The sequence below is a fragment of the Natronorubrum bangense genome (assembly GCF_004799645.1).
GTDB lineage: Archaea > Halobacteriota > Halobacteria > Halobacteriales > Natrialbaceae > Natronorubrum > Natronorubrum bangense.
In genome coordinates, this window is record NZ_CP031305.1 from 1,742,724 (window position 1) to 1,760,289 (window position 17,566).

General features: G+C 61.7%; 18 protein-coding genes. 8 read left to right on the forward strand and 10 right to left on the reverse strand.

The genetic code is table 11. The annotated features are described in order from the left end of the window. Positions 1 to 124 precede the first annotated feature (124 nt). The 4 genes from DV706_RS08700 (at position 125) to DV706_RS22475 (ending at position 4,469) form a co-directional block, all read left to right on the forward strand. On the forward strand, positions 125 to 1,513 hold the full coding sequence (locus DV706_RS08700) for a DoxX family protein (protein ID WP_006065015.1): 1,389 nt from the start codon (positions 125 to 127) through the stop codon (positions 1,511 to 1,513). A 165-nt stretch (positions 1,514 to 1,678) separates the two neighbouring features. Further along, positions 1,679 to 3,046 (forward strand): NRAMP family divalent metal transporter, encoded by a 1,368-nt coding sequence (locus tag DV706_RS08705; protein ID WP_006065014.1) that lies wholly within the window; start codon positions 1,679 to 1,681, stop codon positions 3,044 to 3,046. Positions 3,047 to 3,117: 71 nt separating this feature from the next. Next, positions 3,118 to 3,849, forward strand: a complete 732-nt coding sequence (locus DV706_RS08710) for an SDR family NAD(P)-dependent oxidoreductase (RefSeq protein ID WP_006065013.1) — start codon at positions 3,118 to 3,120, stop codon at positions 3,847 to 3,849. Between the two features lie 17 nt (positions 3,850 to 3,866). Then, complete coding sequence (locus tag DV706_RS22475; RefSeq protein ID WP_049889652.1) at positions 3,867 to 4,469, forward strand: hypothetical protein; 603 nt, start codon at positions 3,867 to 3,869, stop codon at positions 4,467 to 4,469. A gap of 65 nt (positions 4,470 to 4,534) precedes the next feature. Here DV706_RS22475 and DV706_RS08720 read toward each other — a convergent pair whose 3' ends face one another. From DV706_RS08720 to DV706_RS08735, 4 genes are all read right to left on the reverse strand, one after another. Continuing rightward, positions 4,535 to 4,966, reverse strand: a complete 432-nt coding sequence (locus DV706_RS08720; RefSeq protein ID WP_006065012.1) for a GNAT family N-acetyltransferase — start codon at positions 4,964 to 4,966, stop codon at positions 4,535 to 4,537. A gap of 93 nt (positions 4,967 to 5,059) precedes the next feature. Beyond that, entirely contained in the window at positions 5,060 to 5,602 is a 543-nt protein-coding gene (locus DV706_RS08725; RefSeq protein ID WP_006065011.1) for a hypothetical protein, read from the reverse strand. 144 nt (positions 5,603 to 5,746) lie between these two features. Then, positions 5,747 to 7,009, reverse strand: a complete 1,263-nt coding sequence (gene icd / locus DV706_RS08730) for an isocitrate dehydrogenase (NADP(+)) (protein ID WP_006065010.1) — start codon at positions 7,007 to 7,009, stop codon at positions 5,747 to 5,749. 291 nt (positions 7,010 to 7,300) lie between these two features. Further along, positions 7,301 to 7,588 carry a hypothetical protein gene (locus DV706_RS08735; RefSeq protein ID WP_006065009.1) on the reverse strand — a complete coding sequence of 96 codons (288 nt, stop codon included), beginning with the start codon at positions 7,586 to 7,588 and terminating at the stop codon, positions 7,301 to 7,303. 100 nt (positions 7,589 to 7,688) lie between these two features. On the opposite strand from DV706_RS08735, the gene DV706_RS08740 reads away from it, so the two are divergent. Further along, entirely contained in the window at positions 7,689 to 8,606 is a 918-nt protein-coding gene (locus DV706_RS08740; RefSeq protein WP_006065008.1) for an isoaspartyl peptidase/L-asparaginase, read from the forward strand. Positions 8,607 to 8,986: 380 nt separating this feature from the next. Then, positions 8,987 to 9,883 (forward strand): type II methionyl aminopeptidase, encoded by an 897-nt coding sequence (gene map, locus DV706_RS08745; RefSeq protein WP_006065007.1) that lies wholly within the window; start codon positions 8,987 to 8,989, stop codon positions 9,881 to 9,883. 262 nt (positions 9,884 to 10,145) lie between these two features. Here the strand turns inward: map and DV706_RS08750 are convergent, their stop codons facing one another. Next, positions 10,146 to 10,346 (reverse strand): DUF7835 family putative zinc beta-ribbon protein, encoded by a 201-nt coding sequence (locus tag DV706_RS08750; RefSeq protein WP_006065006.1) that lies wholly within the window; start codon positions 10,344 to 10,346, stop codon positions 10,146 to 10,148. A 348-nt stretch (positions 10,347 to 10,694) separates the two neighbouring features. Here DV706_RS08750 and DV706_RS08755 point away from each other — a divergent pair, with 348 nt between their 5' ends. Together DV706_RS08755 and DV706_RS08760 are read left to right on the forward strand one after the other, a co-directional pair. Next, a complete protein-coding gene (locus DV706_RS08755) occupies positions 10,695 to 11,234 on the forward strand; it encodes an HIT family protein (protein WP_006065005.1) in 540 nt (179 codons plus the stop codon). 415 nt (positions 11,235 to 11,649) lie between these two features. Next, positions 11,650 to 12,285 carry a vitamin K epoxide reductase family protein gene (locus DV706_RS08760; RefSeq protein ID WP_006065004.1) on the forward strand — a complete coding sequence of 212 codons (636 nt, stop codon included), beginning with the start codon at positions 11,650 to 11,652 and terminating at the stop codon, positions 12,283 to 12,285. Between the two features lie 283 nt (positions 12,286 to 12,568). Here DV706_RS08760 and DV706_RS08765 read toward each other — a convergent pair whose 3' ends face one another. From DV706_RS08765 to DV706_RS08785, 5 genes are all read right to left on the reverse strand, one after another. Beyond that, positions 12,569 to 13,822 (reverse strand): tRNA (N(6)-L-threonylcarbamoyladenosine(37)-C(2))-methylthiotransferase, encoded by a 1,254-nt coding sequence (locus DV706_RS08765; RefSeq protein WP_006065003.1) that lies wholly within the window; start codon positions 13,820 to 13,822, stop codon positions 12,569 to 12,571. Between the two features lie 66 nt (positions 13,823 to 13,888). Beyond that, the gene (locus tag DV706_RS08770; protein ID WP_006065002.1) at positions 13,889 to 14,080 is read right to left on the reverse strand and encodes a hypothetical protein; all 192 of its coding nucleotides are present in this window, start codon (positions 14,078 to 14,080) and stop codon (positions 13,889 to 13,891) included. Between the two features lie 211 nt (positions 14,081 to 14,291). Beyond that, complete coding sequence (locus DV706_RS08775) at positions 14,292 to 15,356, reverse strand: hypothetical protein (protein WP_049889667.1); 1,065 nt, start codon at positions 15,354 to 15,356, stop codon at positions 14,292 to 14,294. Positions 15,357 to 15,423: 67 nt separating this feature from the next. Then, complete coding sequence (locus DV706_RS08780) at positions 15,424 to 16,449, reverse strand: AI-2E family transporter (protein WP_049889651.1); 1,026 nt, start codon at positions 16,447 to 16,449, stop codon at positions 15,424 to 15,426. A gap of 280 nt (positions 16,450 to 16,729) precedes the next feature. Further along, positions 16,730 to 17,458: a nucleoside phosphorylase gene (locus DV706_RS08785; RefSeq protein ID WP_006064999.1), complete on the reverse strand. Its 729-nt coding sequence runs from the start codon at positions 17,456 to 17,458 to the stop codon at positions 16,730 to 16,732. Positions 17,459 to 17,566 lie beyond the last annotated feature (108 nt).

The following is a 17,566-nucleotide window of genomic DNA, read 5'->3' on the forward strand; positions in this document are numbered from 1 at the left end:
AACACGCGGATGAAGTTCATCACACTGGCACTGCTCGCCAGCGCGACGCGACTACGAGTTAGCTGAGAGACAAGAAATAATAGTGCTTGGACAGATTTAATAATATATCATAACCTCGGACATAATGATGTTAAATAGGCGCGGCACTGAAGATGTATCGGAATTCGAACAACAAGCGGGTCCGTGGATCGCACTCACTCGAGTGTTCGTCGGACTGTTGTTGTTGTACGAAGCAGTCGTCGGCGGCTGGTGGAAAGTCGGGACGATCTCGAGCGGCCCAAACCCCGAATGGCTGGGCGATGAGGCCGGTGCGGCGATCGTTTCGACCGCTGAACAGGCGATCGAGCAGGGAACGTACGGCTGGTACGCCACCCTGCTCGAGGCCGTCGTGATCCCGTATGCACCGCTGTGGAGTTCGCTTGCGACGCTCGCACAGGTCGCCGCTGGGATCGCACTCGTGCTCGGACTGTGGACTCGCCCGGCAGCGATCATCGGGCTGCTCTATTTCCTACCCGTGTTTCATTTCGGCACGATCCGTACCTCACCGCTGTTTGCGGTCCCGATCGCGTTTGCCTTCGTCGCCAACGCCGGTCGCTACTCCGGACTCGATGCGATCCTCACACGGCGAAGCGATGCCATCGGCCGAGCGACACGACTCGCCAACGCAACCGGCGTCTTCCCGAAACGGTGGTATCCAGGCGCAGCGGCTGCCCTAGGCGCGATCGCGGTCTACTACTATCTCTCGGTGCCGATGATGGAGGAAACGCGGATCGCCCTCGTCGGTCTCGAGTTGGCCGTTTTCGCCGGTCTCACGGCACTCGGGCTCGTGCTGGTCTTCCGTGGTCGGGAGACGATTCCTGTCGCAGCGGACATGATCCGCATCTTCGTTGGCTACCGGTTCCTTCACGAAATCTTCGTTCGAGTCGATCCCGGACTGAACGCGCTTCCCGGCTGGGCGAGTGCTGACGCCCAAGCAGCGGTGTTCGAAGCAATCGCAGCGACACACGTCACTCCGGTCAGTGTCGTCATCGAGACGCTGATGCTTCCGGCGATCGGTGTCTGGGTAGTGGTCTTCGCCATCGTCCAGACGGCGACGGGACTCGCGCTCCTCGTCGGCTGGCGCACTCGACTCGCGGGTGCCGTCGCGGTCGGCTATCTGCTCGGTCTCATCTCGCTTGGGTTCGTCCGACTCGCGCCGTTGTTGCTCATGGGAACGATCGTCGCGGCGACGATCGGTGGCCGGTACGTGAGCCTCGACGCGGTCGCCGGACGAGACGTGACACCACCGAACCTGCCAGCAGTCCTCGGTGCTCCCGCACTCGGCGTCGCCGTCGTGTTCGTCTCGATCGGTGCCGTCCTCGGCGTCGAACCCGGCGGCTACGGTGAGACGACCGGCGCGATTGCCCTCGTCATGCTCGGGATTGTCGCCGCCGCCGTCGCCGCTGGGACGGGTGTCGATCGGCTCTCCACCCTCGAGTCGACCGACCGACTCGCGACATCAGCCGACGACTAGTCGCTTTTCCAGCGCCCACCCGTCTCGGGAGCCGACTCACGTCACTCCGTTCACTGCCGTCGTTGGGAGATGACAAGCGCGACGGCTTGAGCCGATGGCGCTGTCTCAGCGGAGAATAGTTGGTAATACCATGGCGTTATAACGCCCTATCGATAAGGGAGCACGATGGCAACGGAGACACGGTCACAGGAGGGGAGTACGTTCGGGAGGGTGTTCAGCCGATTGGGGCCAACGTGGCTGGCCGGCGCAATTGCGGCGGGACCGGCAACGATGGTCAGCCTGCTCGTCGCCGGGGCGAGCTTTGGCTACGCACTGCTGTGGGTCGTTGTGCTCTCGGCGATCCTCGGCACCGTCGGCCAGTATCTCGCGATGCGGCTGGGGCTACTCACCGAGGCGGGGATCGTCGCTGTCGTCGAAGACCATCTCGGCTCGTTTTGGGCCTGGGTGCTCGTCGTCGACGTTGTGTTGGCTGCGGGGCTTGCCCAGCTTGTGATTATGAAAACGCTTGCCGATGTGAGCGCGACGATCGTTGGAAGCGCAGGCATCGGCATCGCTGCGCTGGCTGATCCTCGGCTCTGGGGGATCACCTGGGCGGTGATCCTCGCGCTGGGGCTGGCGGGTGGTGGCTATCGGTTCGCCGAACTCGGTGCGAAAGTGCTCGTCTCGCTGGTCGTCCTCACGTTCGTCGCGTCGGCGTTCGTCGTCCCGATCGATCCAGCTGCGGCCGTCTCCGGGCTGGCCCCCGAAATGCCAGCCGGTGTCGGCGGTGCCGTCGTCGCCGCAGGCGTCCTCGGTGGCGCAGTCCACATCACGCTTCTGACGATGCAAAGCTACACGATGCGCGCGCGTGGCTGGACAGAAGGTGATCGCGATCTCGCCACCATCGACGTCGTGAGTTCGATGCTCGTCGCCTTCGGGATCTACAGTCTCGCGATCTTCCTCGTCGCGGCGAGTGTCCTCCCCGCCGCTGGTGTCGACCCCGCGACGATCAACGAGATTCAGGCCGCCGAAGCGCTCGGCCCCGTCGCCGGCGAGTACGCGACCTGGCTGTTTCTCGCCGGTCTCTGGGGCGCCGCCGTCTCGACGCTCGGCGGGAACACGATCGTGCCGCCATATCTCGTCGCCGACAAACTCGGCTGGGAGCAGTCCGTCGACGATTCGCGGTACCGGGCCGCCCTCGTCGTCGTCGCACTCGCCTCGGCCGGCGGCGCGTTTCTCGAGGGCGCGTTCTTCCAACTGCTCGTGCTCGTGCTCGCCTTCGGCCTCGTCGGCACCCCCTTTGCGCTCGCGGTGATCCTCTACTTGCTGAACGACCCCGATGTCGTCCCCGAGACGAACTCCCACCTCGCGAACCTCGGTGGCGTCGTTCTGTTCGCGATCGCGACCATCCTCGCGACCGAGTTCGTACTGGACGAACTCGAGACGATCACGGAGCCGATGTCGGCGTTCGTCGTCGCCTTCGCAGTCGCAATGGCGCTCGCAGTTCTCGGCCTCGCCGGCAAGTACGGACGGGACCGACTGGGTGCCGACTGACAGCGGTCTGTCCCCGCACCGGTCGTTCCATCGAACGAAGGTTCAAGGGCTGTGGCATCAACCACCACTCGATGACAGCACTCGAAGACGACGTGATCGTCGTCACGGGCGCGAGCCGCGGACTCGGACGGGCGATGGCCGAACGGTTCGCCGAGGAAGGCGCACGGGTCGTGCTCACTGCACGTGATGGCGAACAGCTCGACGCCGTCGCTGCCGACCTCCCTGGCGAATCACTCGTCGTTCCAGCGGACGTCCGCGACAGCGACGACGTGGAGCGGGTGATCGACCGCACCCTCGAGCGGTTCGGCCGACTCGACACGCTCGTCAACAACGCGGGCGTGAGCCTGCTTCACAAAGCGGACCACGACGAACTCAGTGATATCACCGAAGACGAGTGGGACAGGGTCCTCGAGGTCAACCTCAAAGGCGTCTTCCTGTTCACTCGTGCGGCCGTCCCCCACCTGTACGAGCAGGGCCACGGAACCATCATCAACATCTCCTCCGGCCTTGGCCGGCGTGCGATCCCCGGGGCAGCCGCGTACGTGAGTTCGAAGTGGGGCCTCGAGGGGCTCACCCGGGCGACCGCCCTCGAGAGCGAACCGTACGGCGTCACCGTCAACGGACTCGATCCGGGCGGTCGGGTCAACACCGACATCTGGGCGCATCTCCCGGCGGCCGAACGCGAGGAGATTCTGCAACCGGACGTGATGAACGATGCGGCCGTCTTACTGGCCGCACAGGGTCCCGACGGCGTCACCGGGGAGTCGATGGCAGCCGAGGAATGGGAACAGCGGCTGGGGTGAGTGCGCACTGACGTTCAGTGGCTATTACAGCGACCTCGGCCGAACAGGTCCGTAACGTACCGAAGTCCCGGACAGCCGTCGACGTACCAGAGACCGAGCGCCAGTACGAACAGCGAGACGTCGAACTGGAAGAACACGAGCGGATCGGTGAATGGAGTCACGATCAACTCGACGACCGCGGGCGGTTCGAACAGTCGCTCGTTGTACCCGAACGTGGGGTGGGTGAGGATCGGCCAGAGCAGGAACTCGGAGCTGAAGGGATAGCCGAGGAAGAGCCGCGGCGGGAGGTCGGCCAGGAGGTGGGACAGATGCGCGATGACGAACGTGGTGGCCGTTTCGACCCGGTTGCAGGCGAACGCCGTGGCGTAGACGATAACGATCAGTCCTGCCGCGAACAGCAGCGAGTGTGCGAGCGTTCGACCGCCGGGGAGGACCGAGCCCCCAAGCGAGCGGTTTGTCGACCAGATCGGCGAACTGCGAACCGAACACCACTGCCAGTGTGGGTTCCGGCCGTGGTGGCCGCCGAAATCGCCCGCGAGAGTACAGCGAATACAAGAGGTACGCGACGCCGAGGTGTCCCCATGGCCACATGGGTCAACACGTCCCGCTTTCGACGGTAGTTCTGTCGTGTGTAATCGGGATCATACCGTGGTTACCGGTATGACCGTCGCCGTTACAGACGCGTTCAGCCCAGCGATTTTCGCATCTTCACGTGGGGGATGTCGGCTTCCATGAACTCCTCGCCGTACTGTTCGTACCCCAATCCGCGGTAGAACTCGGCGGCACGAGTCTGTGAGTGGAGTTTGAGCGACTCGAGTCCCTGTTCGAACGCTCGGTCTTCGACGGCGAGCATCAGGTCGCGGCCGACGCCCGCGTCGCGGCGTGACTCGAGCACAGCGACGCGTTCGACCTTTCCGAGCCCTGATTTGGGCTCTCGCAGTCGGGCGGCTCCGATCGGCTCGTCGCCGTCGTAGGCGACGAAATGAGTCGCTTCATCCTCGTGCTCGTCGTACTCGAGGGCTTCGTCAACGCCCTGTTCCTCGACGAACACGGTCTGTCGGACCGCAAAGGCGTCCGCCCGTTCCGTCTCGGAGCCGACAACGTGTACCTCAGCCATTGCGGGTGGCTACGTGCGAGCGCACCGAGAGCGTTACGACCCGATCTCACGGCGTTTCGACAGCCACACCGCGTCATCTGAAACCGTCGCTGCTCACTCGAGCACCGCCCGAACGTCGGCTTCGATCCCGTCCGCCTGCCCGTCAGGAACGCGACCGATCCAGAGCCGTTCCTCGAGTGCCGGTCGTGGAGCGATCGGTTCGTCGGTCCCGCCGACGGATTCCTCGGTCGCTGCGGTACTGATCGGCTCATCTCCGACCGGCCGTCCGGAGACCGGTGCCGTCCGAACGACGATGTTGTACGTCGTGTGCGTCTGACCGCTGTCAGTGCGGAACTCGATGCAGCGGATGCGAACTGGCGTGTCGAGCGTGACGTCGACGCCGGTGACCGCCTCGGCGACCCGACTGGCAGTCGCTGTCCAGTGGTCGTCGTGGCCGACGGGCGCAGCCGGCAGGGTCCAGCCACGGCTCCCGTCGTTGCTCACCAACACGTCGCCGCCGCCGTTGACGACGCCGACCGTCACGTGGGTCTCGATGTCGCGTGCCGCCTCGAGTTCACCGCGCGTGACGGACCGCGTCTCGGTTTCACACTCGATGTCCTCGCGCTCGCACAGCGTTTCCGGATCGGGTGACTCCATACGTGAGACGCGTGGACAGCGCGTCGAAAAGCTACTGGTTGGACTCGAGGCCCGTCGGTTCGTTTGCGATGGGTGGCAAGCGCTGTCCCAGTTCGCTGGTCCAGAAAAATGAAGGAAAGAGAAACAACCGCTCGAGAAGCTCGTTTATGCCAGCTTTTCGATATTGTCGACGACTTCCTCAGCGAACTCGCTGGTGGCGAGTTTCTCGGCGTCCTCGAGCTGGCGTTCGAGGTCGTAGGTGACTTTGCCGGAGGAGATGGTCTCCTCGACGGCGTCACGGACGAGGTCTGCGGCGTCGTTCCAGCCCATGTACTCGAGCATCATGCGACCGGAGAGGATCATGGCGGTCGGGTTGACCTTGTCCTGACCCTCGTACTTTGGTGCGGAGCCGTGGACGGGCTCGGCGAGCATCAGGCCCTCACCGAAGTTGCCACCGGGTGCGATGCCGAGGCCACCGATCTGGGCACCACAGGCGTCGGACATGTAGTCCCCGTTCAGGTTCATCGTCGCGACGACGTCGTACTCGTCGGTTCGGGTGAGGATCTGCTGGAGCATGTTGTCCGCGATGCGGTCGTTGACGACGACGGCGTCGTCTGGTGCTTCGCCGTCTTTCTCCTCCCAGAGGGTGTCCTCGGTGATGACTTCGTCGCCGTACTCCTCTTCTGCGACCTCGTAGCCCCAGTCGCGGAACTGACCCTCGGTGAACTTCATGATGTTCCCCTTGTGGACGAGGGTCACGGAGTCACGATCGTTCTCGAGTGCGTAGTCGATGGCCTCGCGGACGAGTCGTTTCGTACCGAACTCCGTGATCGGCTTGACGCCGATGCCGACGGGGCCGTCGTGGATGACGCCCGTTGCGCCCATCTCGTCTTCGACGAACTCCTTGACCTGCTCGACTTCGTCGGAGCCGGCTTCCCACTCGATGCCGGCGTAGACGTCTTCCGTGTTCTCACGGAAGGTGACCATGTCCATCTCGCCGGGGTTCTTGACTGGCGATGGGACACCGTCGAGGTGATAGGTCGGTCGAACGTTCGCATAGAGGTCGAGCAGCTTGCGCAGGCCGACGTTGAGCGAGCGGAAGCCGGCGCCGACGGGCGTCGTCAGCGGACCCTTGATGGCGACGCGGTGTTCTTTGATCGCTTCAACGGTCTCGTCAGGCAGGTTCTCGCCGTACTTTTCGCGGGCGGACTCGCCGGCGTAGACACGCATCCAGTTGATGTCGCGGCCGGTCGCGTCTGCGGCGGCCTCGAGGACCTTCTGTGCGGCAGGACCGACGTCGCTCCCGACACCGTCGCCGTAGAGAATCGGAATAATTGGGTTGTCCGGAACCTCGAGTTCGGTTTCGGAACCGTCTTTCAGCGTGATTTTCTCCCCGTCTTCAGGAACCTCGATCTTGTCGTAACTCATCTCGTCTATACGGTTCTGCGACGGGGGTAAAAGGTCTACCTTTTCCATCCACGGGCGGCAAAAGTTGGGACGATACCCAACCGAATTATGCGTGCTACGCGATGTATGAGAGGGTTTTTGCTGACCGAGACGGGTGAAATCGTCTGCAGGCCGAAATGGACATGTGTCCTATAATATCTAGATTAGTATCCTCATCCCACTTTTAGGGCCTTGTGAGGAGTGTTTAGCAAACAATCGTGTAGAATACGCCACTGGCGAGCTCGAGGAGACCAGCACAGCGGCCGTGTCGACTCACTCGCGTGCAATGGTTGGTCCGGCCGACTGATCCCAGTAGCGGACGATCATCACAACGCCGGCGGCGACAACACAGACACCGACGGCAGCCAACAACAGTCGTTCGACCGTCGTCAGCATGGACTCCTCGAGTGCAACCCACAGCGTGGTCAACAGCGTGATCCCGACGACAACGAGCGCCGTGCCGATATCGACGTACTCTCGCTGCTCGCTGACTACCAGTCGCCCGACAGCAATCGCTGCCATCGCCGCACAGAAGAGGACAAGGAGCGCCACTGGCGTCATTGTCGGCAACGGTACACAGGCCGGTATGGTAAGTGTGCGGATTTGGGCGCCACCGGTCGGCACTCGAAATCCATTCGTGTAACCAGCCCGTCGGATACGTATGCAGCTTCTCGTCCATGGTGGTGCTGGCAGCGACCCCGCTGATCCCGACGCCAGACAAGCGGTCCTCGAGCAAGCCGCCGATGCCGGTGTCGAACGATCGACTCCCGTTGCAGCAGTCGAGACGGCAGTAACTGTCCTCGAGTCAGATCCACGGTTCAACGCCGGTGTTGGCAGCGCCGTCCAGAGCGACGGCGAGATTCGGACCGACGCAGGAATAATGACCGACGATCGGACGGTCGGAGCCGTCTGCTCGATGCCAGGCGTCGAACACGCGATCAGCGTCGCTCGCCTCGTCATGGAGGAGACGCCACACGGGTTCGTTTCGGGTGAACACGCCGTTGCACTGGCCGATGCGTACGGCATCGAGACGGACGTCGACCTCTGGTCGTCGCGCACACGCGAGAAGTGGGCCGACCTCGAGGTCCCCACCGGTGGACCGAAACCACAGCTCGAGTGGATCCGCGACCGGTACGGCCAGTCGGATCCTGCGGGTTCCAGTCGCAACGAGCCAGCGGGAGAGTCGGCCACGAGCCACGACCACGATACCGTTGGCGCGGTTGCGCTCGATGGCAACGCTCTCGCCGCAGCAACGTCGACGGGTGGCCGGTGGCTCGCACTCGCCGGACGTGTCGGAGACGTTCCACAAGTTGGCGCTGGCTTCTACTGTTCACCCGCAGCGGCGGTCAGCGCGACGGGTGCCGGCGAAGATATCGCCCGGGTGACACTCTCACAACGGACCGCTCGCCACATCGAACGTGGCTGCGATGCCGAGACGGCGACGACACTCGCGATCGAAGAGTTCGCGGAACTCACTGGCGCAACTGCTGGCGTGATCGCGCTCGACGCGCGTGGGACGCTTGGCTCGGCGTACAACAGTGCTGCGATGCAAACTGCTCGAGCTGTTCGAGAACGATGAACTCCCTCGAGACCGCCGGAGATCCACCCGCCGGGTACGTTCGCCGTCGATCTCGAGGGTGCGCCCATCGTTTGCCGGGTGACAGTCGGAGATCACTCGGGTGTGGCGTCTCTCACGCCAGCAACACCCACTTTCGCAGGTCATAAAACGCCGGTGACTGTTTCAGTCACTCCGCGGATAATATGACTCGTTTCTTCTAAAACACTCCCGTGAGCAGCACACGCACGTGACGGCTCGCGCCGAAAGAGCCACCACCGCCGGGCGAAGTGACCCGGCACCGACCACCGACTCGGTACTCTCGCTGAGAAACCGATGGACGACTCCAATGAGCGTCGACTGGAGGCGGAACCTCTTTTTGTCGACCGGTACAACCCCGGTGCATGGCCGAATCCGAGGTGGACCTGACGTCCGAGAAGTACGAAAAGCACCGCGAAGCTGGCGAGATCCTCGCACAGGTTCGTGAAGAGACAGCCGACCGCGTCGAGGTTGGCGCGAGCCACCTCGAGATCGCCGAATACGCTGAGGACCGTATTCGCGAACTCGGCGGCAAACCGGCGTTCCCCGTCAACATCTCGATCGACGAGGAGGCTGCCCACGCGACGCCATCGATCGACGACGACTCGACGTTCGGTGAGGAGATGATCAACCTCGATATCGGCGTCCACATCGACGGCTGGCTCGCCGACACGGCGATCACTGTCGATCTCTCCGGAAACCCAGAGCTCGCCGAAGCATCCGAGCAGGCCCTCGAGGCTGCGATCGATATCATCGAACCCGGCGTCAACACCAGCGACATCGGGGCCGAAATCGAGGACGTCATCGACGGCTACGGCTTCAACCCCGTGGTCAACCTCACTGGACACGGACTGGGTCACTGGGAACAACACACCAGCCCGAACATCCCGAACCGTGCCGTCTCCCAAGGCACGACGCTCGAGGTCGGCGACGTCGTTGCCATCGAGCCGTTCGCGACTGACGGCGGCGGCAAGGTCACCGAAGGCGCAAGCGAGGAAATCTTCTCCCTCCAGCGTGAGGGGTCCGTTCGAGATCGACAGGCTCGCAAGGCCTTAGAACAGATCACCGAGGAGTTCCGCACGCTGCCGTTTGCCACCCGATGGCTCGAGACCGACCGCGCGGAGATGGCACTGCGTCGACTCAAGCGCAACAACATCGTCCACGGCTACCCAGTGCTCAAAGAAGACGATGGGTTCCTCGTCAGCCAGAAAGAGCACACGATCATCATCACGGAAGACGGCTGTGAGATAACGACAGCGTAGGCAATCTCCCCGATAGATCGAAGATGAGTGTTGTTTTCGAGTCACCGTCTTTCGACTGTGATCACAGACCGTATCGACCAGGAGCGTAGCGTCCTCGAGTGGCGACGTCCGTAGTGCAAATGACAGCGGGCGACCGGGCAACGAGGGCGTTTACGTACGATGGAGACGATCGTGGCTGAGCGGGGACGGTACCCAGCCAGGTGTCGGCTGTAGGGTCAGACAGTTACCCATAACCGAATTTTCTTGTCGCGAGGGGAACACACTAGGCGTTGTTCATCCGCTGGCTCGTGCGATTGCCACACCGCTGGCATTCAGCCACGCGGTAGGGCTCACGCGAAAACTGCGCGTTCTCTTCTTTTCGGCTTTCAGTTCGAATCTGCACGGACACTTCATGAAGTGTTTCGAGATCACAGTCATCGCAGTGCTCAGTCATCCCATTGACGGAGTCATCTGTCGTTGCCATTGGCGAAATCTTTCCATAGTGTACTCTTAAATCCCTGTTTCATTTCGAGGACTGTCAAGAAAGAATCGAAAGACGTAATTACTATTCTTATCAGACTGTCTGAGATCAGTCTAGACAGTTCATAAGACATTCTCTTTAGTTTAAACCGTTTTCTGTTAGCCAGACGTTACGAATTCGCGTTCGGCTCAGCAAAAGCCAGCAACCAACTGGCCGAGCCAGCTCGAATCAGCGACTGGTTGCACGCGGCTGGCTGCGTACAAGCAGCACTTGTACTCGGTATCTGAGAACCTGTGCAGTTCGGCAGGGAGTTTCAATGGGTACTATACGTGCTCTCGAGTGGTATCCGGTATGGAGCAGGTGTTTGCCCCGTGGCGGATCGAGTGGATCAGACGGGACAAGGAAAACCCCGATATCGAGGACTGTGTGTTCTGTGAACTGCCTGAACAGGACACAGACAGAGAGAATCTCCTCGTCGCACGCAGCGATCACGCGTTCGTCATGCTGAACAACTATCCATACAACCCGGGCCACGTGATGGTGATCCCACATGCACACACTGGCGACTACAGCGAGCTCACCGACGACCAGCTGCTCGATCATGCCCGCTTGAAACAGCGAACCTTCGACGCACTCGAGGCAGCCCTCAAGCCAGACGGGTTCAACGCCGGCTTGAACCTCGGTGACGGGGCCGGTGGCTCCATCGGAGACCACCTCCACACTCACGTCGTCCCGCGCTGGCAAGGCGACACCAATTTCATGCCCGTCCTCAGTGACACCACGGTGATCGTCGAGGCACTCGAGGAAACGTACGACCTCGTCCACGAGGCGTTCGCCGAACAGGACGGGGCCATCGTCCCCGACGAGAACAGCGCCGTCGTCTTCGAGTGACGGTTACAGTGAGATGGGCTGCTGTCGGCACGGCCCGCCGACTACCGACCCGGTCTCTGGAACTCGGGACCACAGACCGCACGAACGGACGGCGCGTCGTCGAGTCGAGGGGCATCGAGGACGTGGCCACTCGAGCGTGGATTGGGTAGAGCCGGTGACGCGATCGCCGCTAGCCCGGATCGAAGGGGGCTCGTTTGTGATGTGCACGATGATAATATTGTTTTCTCAACGCAATACGAATTGGGCTGTGGAGAGAGCTGTGTCGAGGGAGGTTCTGATATTCGACGCGAAGTAGGCAGATATCCGCTGTCTAATCCGTTTTCAACGCAACTGAGTGCCTTCGCCCTGTTCTGATTGTATAGAATTGGGAAGTCACCGCAATACTTATGGTAGTGGTCCGCCAAGCCAGTATTGCATGTCAACTGAAAACCCGAGAACACTGGCGTTCGATTACGAGTGGGAGTACTCGCCACGCGTGTCGGTCCTATTCGGCGTCTTCACGCTTGTCGCCGTGATGGGCTGGTTAGTGACTGTTGCCCTCACAGCGATCCATTTCTTCGCCATTCCGGCGATTCCCGCCGACGCGCCAGTGCAAGGTAGTATCGAAGTCATCACGAGTCAGTGGGCGTACGTCTTCGGCATCCCGCTCGCGACGCTGGGCGGATTCTACTACCTGACAACCATCGGGCTCTCCCTCTGGTGGTTCGACACGCGCCACCCCTTGATCATCAAGATCCTGACGCCGATCACGGCCAGTGGTGTGGTGTTCTCGTCGTACTTCGTCTATCTCCAGTTGGGCGTCATCGGTGAGATCTGCCCGTTCTGTATGGTGTCCGCGGGCGCGACAGTCATCCTGTTCGCCCTCGAGTTGGCGATCCTGCGAAAGAGCACAACGCCGTCGCTCTCGAACATGGTCGGTGACCTCGGCGGCGTGCTCGGTGAGACGAACGCCCCGCTGATCCTCTTCCCGGTGCTCATCGGGCTGGTCACGCTCGCTGGCCTGTTCATGGTGACGCTCCTGCCGCTTCCAGATCCGGTTCCGTTCGTCTAAGCCGCTTTCTTCCTGTCAGTTATGTCGCTTGCTCAGACCGGTGAACCGTCCGAACCGACCGTCACTGTCGAGTAATTTGGACGATCCATGGTCCGTTTGAGTTTTTCCACCGCGACTCGAGACACGAAGACCGCTCGCTGTGGCTGCTGTTGCTCGGTGGGCTGTTTCTTCCCACTCCGCTGAAATGCCGTCGACGAACTTGCCACTCGGTGAGCAGGTGCGTCGACGGTAGAATCATGCACTCGAGGTCGGAACCGACGTCGAAATACTCGACACCGGGTCGCTATACCGGCTTGCCGAACGCGTACATCGTCTCGTGGGCCGTAATTTCGAGGTCGACGAAATCGCCGGGCTCGAGGCCGTACTCGCTGGCGTTCTGGACAATAACCTGTCGGTAGGCCGAGTCTCGACACTTCACGGAGTCGGCAGTCCCCTCCTCGACGACGAGAACGTCTTCGCGTGTCTCGCCGACCATGTCGGCGTAGGCGTCGGCGACGATCTCCCGTTTTGCGGCGCTCATCTCCTTCGAACGCTCCTTTTTGATCGTCCCACCCAGCCCTTTCATGTCGGCGGCGTCGGTGCCCGGCCGCTTGGAGAATCGGGTGACGTTGATCTTCTCCGGTCGGGTCTCTCGGAGCAGAGCCATCGACTGGGCGTGGTCGTGGTCGCTCTCGGTCGGGAAGCCGACGATGAAGTCCGTCGAAAGCGTCCAGTACTCGAGTGCGTCGTCGAACGTCTCGACGACCTCGAGATACTCACTGACCTGATGTTGGCGGCGCATATCCCCGAGGACATCGTTCGATCCCGACTGAACGGGTGCGTGGAGGAAGTCGTACAGTTCGTCGTGTTCGGCGAAGACCGCAGCGAGTTCCTCGCGGATGCCGTGGACGCCTTTCGGGTTGGCCATCCCGACACGGACGCGGAAATCGCCCTCGATCTCGCAGATGTGCTCGAGCAGCCGGTGGAGTTTGCGTTCGCCTTCGTCCCAGCCGTAGACGCCAGTGTCTTGGCCCGTAATGCGAATCTCCTTTGCACCGGCGTGGATCAGTGCGCGGGCTTTCGCGACGTTTTCTTCGATCGATGGCGAGTCGATCTTCCCTGTTGCGTGTTTGGTGATACAGTACGAGCAGTCTGACATACAGCCGCGAGCGATGGGCAGAATACCGACGACGCCGTCGAGGATCGGCTCGGCGTCGGGAGTCGTGGTCGGACACTCGCCGTTGGTGACGGCTTCAGGAACCTCGTCCCAATGGAGCACCTGTCCGTCGATATCTGCCTGCGCGAACTCCTCGCCCTGTGCGAGGGCCATACAGCCCGTAATGAAGAGGTCTGCAGTTTCTTCGGAGAGCTCCTCGGCTCGACGGAGCATGTTCCGTTCGGTCTTCTCGACGACGGTACAGGTGTTCAAAATGGCGACGTCAGCGTCGTCCAGCCCATCGACCCGGTAGTGGCCCGCATCGCGGAGCCGTCGCTCGATCTCACGGCTCTCTCCGCGATTCGACGTACAGCCGTAGGTTTCGATGTGATAGCGGGCCATTCGCGTATCCGCTTCTCCGCGCTCGTCGGGCAAAAGCGCGACGGATTCCCGCGCTCGTGTGGCTGTTCACTCGTCCGAGTGATCACCACTCGAGGCCAGCGACCAGAGTACGAGCGCTCCGATGACGACGACGCCGATGGCTGTCGCTGCCATCGCCGAGAGTTCGATACCAAAAAACCCGAGTACCGTTCGCAGTTCGACGAGCACCACGATCAGAAAGGCGATCACCAGGAGCAACTGCACACGCGAGAGAGCCATCGAACGAACACCCACTGTCCGTCTGTATGCTCACACACATATAGTTTCGCCGGCATATCCGCCCACGTCACGGATCGATGGCGGTTCGGACGCATACGAACGGACGGCGGACCAGGCGAGTGAGGGGTTTCATACGGACTGTTGTAATCAATTACCGCCGATCACGGACCCCACCGCGGGTGATCGGCGGTACATCGGTACAGCAGGCCGATCAGGATCGCTCGTCGTAGGCGGTTTCCCGGTCATCATCCAGGACGAACGGTCCCTCTTCCGGCGTCCGCCTCGTCACGTTTGCAGCACGCAGGACGTAGGCGGTGAGCACGGCGTACGGGGCGAGTGCGATGGTGTACGCGAGGCTAATGAAAACCGTCAGTGGGGTGTAGCCAAAGACGGTGACGTCTGGAAAAAGCCCGGTGTCGAGGGCGAGCAACACGTAGGTGATGAAGACGATAATCGGCAGGGAGACAGTCAGCAGCGTCGTCGAGAGGTCCGAGAGCTCGAGTTTGTAATAGAGCGTCTTGAAGTACTCCCTGCTCACCATCTGCCTGCGGAGCATTCTCACGATATCGTCGATAGCCGCTCGTTCGGCCGAAGTGAGTTCGTCCCCGTACTCGGTGCGGATGCGCCGTGACTGATAGAGCTGCCACGACGAGTCATAGTTCAGCCCCGTCAGCAGTTCGTCCGTGGAGCCGTCGGGAACGCGGGAGAGCGTCGTCAGCACCTCTTCGGTGTTCATCTGGATGTCTCGCTGGAGACGCTCGATCTCGCTACGGTACTCCCGGTCGCTGGTTCCGTCGATCGACTGCAGGTCGTTGGCCCGACCCTTGATCGATCGGAGGACAACAGCCATGAACTGCCCCGGTCGCGCCGGACTAACGTCTACGATATCGTGCTCCTCGATCTCCTCCTGGAAGTCGATGATCGTGTCGACCCGTTCCGACTGGTTGCCGAGCGAGGTTAGTTCTTGAGAGATTCCAACGGCCGCGATCGAGACGACGATCGAGACCAGCAGTATCGTCCCGCTGAGTAGGGTGTTAAACACGGTCTGCACCATCGTCGTCTCGGCCAGCAGCTCCTGGTACTCGATCGGCCAGATACCGCCCATCGCCAGCAGGATCGCGAAGACGGTTGCGAGGAGTGCAGTCGCCACCCGCTCTCGATTGCCGTCGAACAGGATCCACCGTTTGAGTCGGTTTTCGCTCGAGCGGTCGAGTCGACCGCGAGAGGTACCGATACGGTCACGGAGGGACTGCAGGGCAGAGTCACCATCGGCCATCCGTGGATGTCCGACATCCTCGAGTAACAAATAGGCGACACCGGCACTGAACGATGACGCACCTCGATCACGTCTCGGTCGATCCGGACCCGTCCTCGAGTCGATCATAGTTCTCATTGACGACCTTGAGCGTCGCGAGCAGGGCACCGAGGAGCACGGGACCGAAGAACAGCCCCATGATGCCGAAGGCGTAGATCCCGCCGAGGACGCCGAGGATGATGACTGCTGGATTGATTTCGGCGTAGCGATCGACGACGATCGGCCGTAGGTAATCGTCTGCAACCCCGACGACGATAGCGCTGTAGACGGCAAGCCCCAGTGCGAGGAGCGGTTCGCCGGTCAACAGGAGGTAGCCGACAGCCGGTCCCCAGACGAGAAACGCCCCGATCAACGGCACGAGCGAAAGGATAACCATGATGAACGTCCAGAACGCGGCGTTGGGGATGCCGGTCGCGAATAGCCCCAGACCGGCGATGACGCCTTCGACGATCGCAATCAGGACGTGGCCGGCCAGGACAGCCCACATGACTTCGTTCAGTTCGCCATAGAGGTCGTTCTGAACGTCCTCGGGAAGTGGGGTCGTCTCTCGGAGCCAGGCCATCAGATTATCGCCATCCTTGAGCAGGTAGTAGAGGAGAAACAGCGCCAGCCCAAGGCCGATCAGCGCGTGGGTGACCACGCTGAACCAGGCCGTTGTCTGTTCGATGATGATGGTCCCGATCTGCTCTGCGGAGTCGACAAACGTCTCCGTCAGATCGATCTCGAACCCCGTCTCGTCTTCGACCCATGCCTCGAACTCGGCTACCTGTAGTGTTTCGGGATCGAGTTCCTGGACGAGTGCGGCGGCGTCGTCGGCGACGACGAGGGCGACCAGTACGAACGGAACGATGAACGCGACGATCGAAAGCAAGACCAGCGTAAACGCCGCAATCGTCGGCGAAACGTAGCTCTCGAGTCGGGCCTGTAACGGATAGCAGATGAAGGCGATGAGCACGGCTCCGAGAACGAACTGCAAAAACGGTGTGACTAGTTGCCACGAAAGATACGCTAAAACGACGACGAGTGCCAGGAGATACCCTCTACTCAGGTTCACAGTATGCGTCTCCACGAAGGAGCGGATAAAACTGGGGCCAGAACTGTTGTATGTGGTCGCGTTGGTCCCGTTTGCCGTTCTCGATGTCGGGGGTACTCACTTGCTCAGCCAACTCGGGCGTCGACAGCGCAGTTGAGTCGTGTCGTTCCCATGCTCGAGTGTTGTCGGAGCCGAGAGACAACTGCGGTCGCCTGAGCGATGCGACGCCCAACGCAGTTGATGGATCAGCAGTCCGGAAACCAGTGTGTCTCGAGACGCGCCGTCGTTCCGGGAGGCCAGGTTACAGCTCGATGACGGCCTCGAGTGCGATATCGATCGCGCGAGCGACGTTGTTTTTGGCCTTCTCGGGGAGTTCGTCGTCTTCGGTGTCGGTGCCTTTCTGGGTGCCCTCGACGAGGTTGCCGTCGACGGTACAGATCGCGCCGGCACGAAGGCCCTTCCGGCGAGCCAGCGAGAAGACGGCGGCGGCTTCCATCTCGACTGCGAGGAGGCCGGCAGCCTCCCAGTCGGCGACGGCCGCCTCGGATTCGGCGTAGTAGGCGTCATCAGAGGCGATGGGGCCGACGTGAACGTCTTCATCGTTTGCTTCCGCAGAGTCGACCAGCGCCGACAGCACGTCGTAATCCGGGACGGCGGGGTATTCGACGGCTTCGTACCGTTTCGTGGTCCCCTCGTTTTTGGCAGCGCCGGTTGCGACGACCATGTCGCCGATCTCGATGTCGGACTGGAGTGCGCCGGTCGTGCCGACGCGGATGAACGTCTCGACGCCGACGTTTGCCAGTTCCTCGATCGCGATGGCTGCGGACGGACAGCCGATCCCGGTCGAGCAGATCGTCAGCTCTTGCCCCTCATACATTGCGTTGACGACCTTGTACTCGCGGTTTTCGGCGACTGTCTCGGCGTCGTCACAGTGGCTGGCGATTCTGTCGACGCGGCCGGGGTCACCCGGGATGAGTACGCGATCGGTCAAGTCTCCTTCGTCGACCAGCAGGTGTGGTTGGGTTGCCATACGCTCTGATTCCCGTGGTGGCGAGAAAAAAGGTTCGAGGGCGAGCCCCGAAATCGCGAGTTCGGCGCTCGTCACTCACATCCCACTCTATCTGAGAGCGCGGCGGAT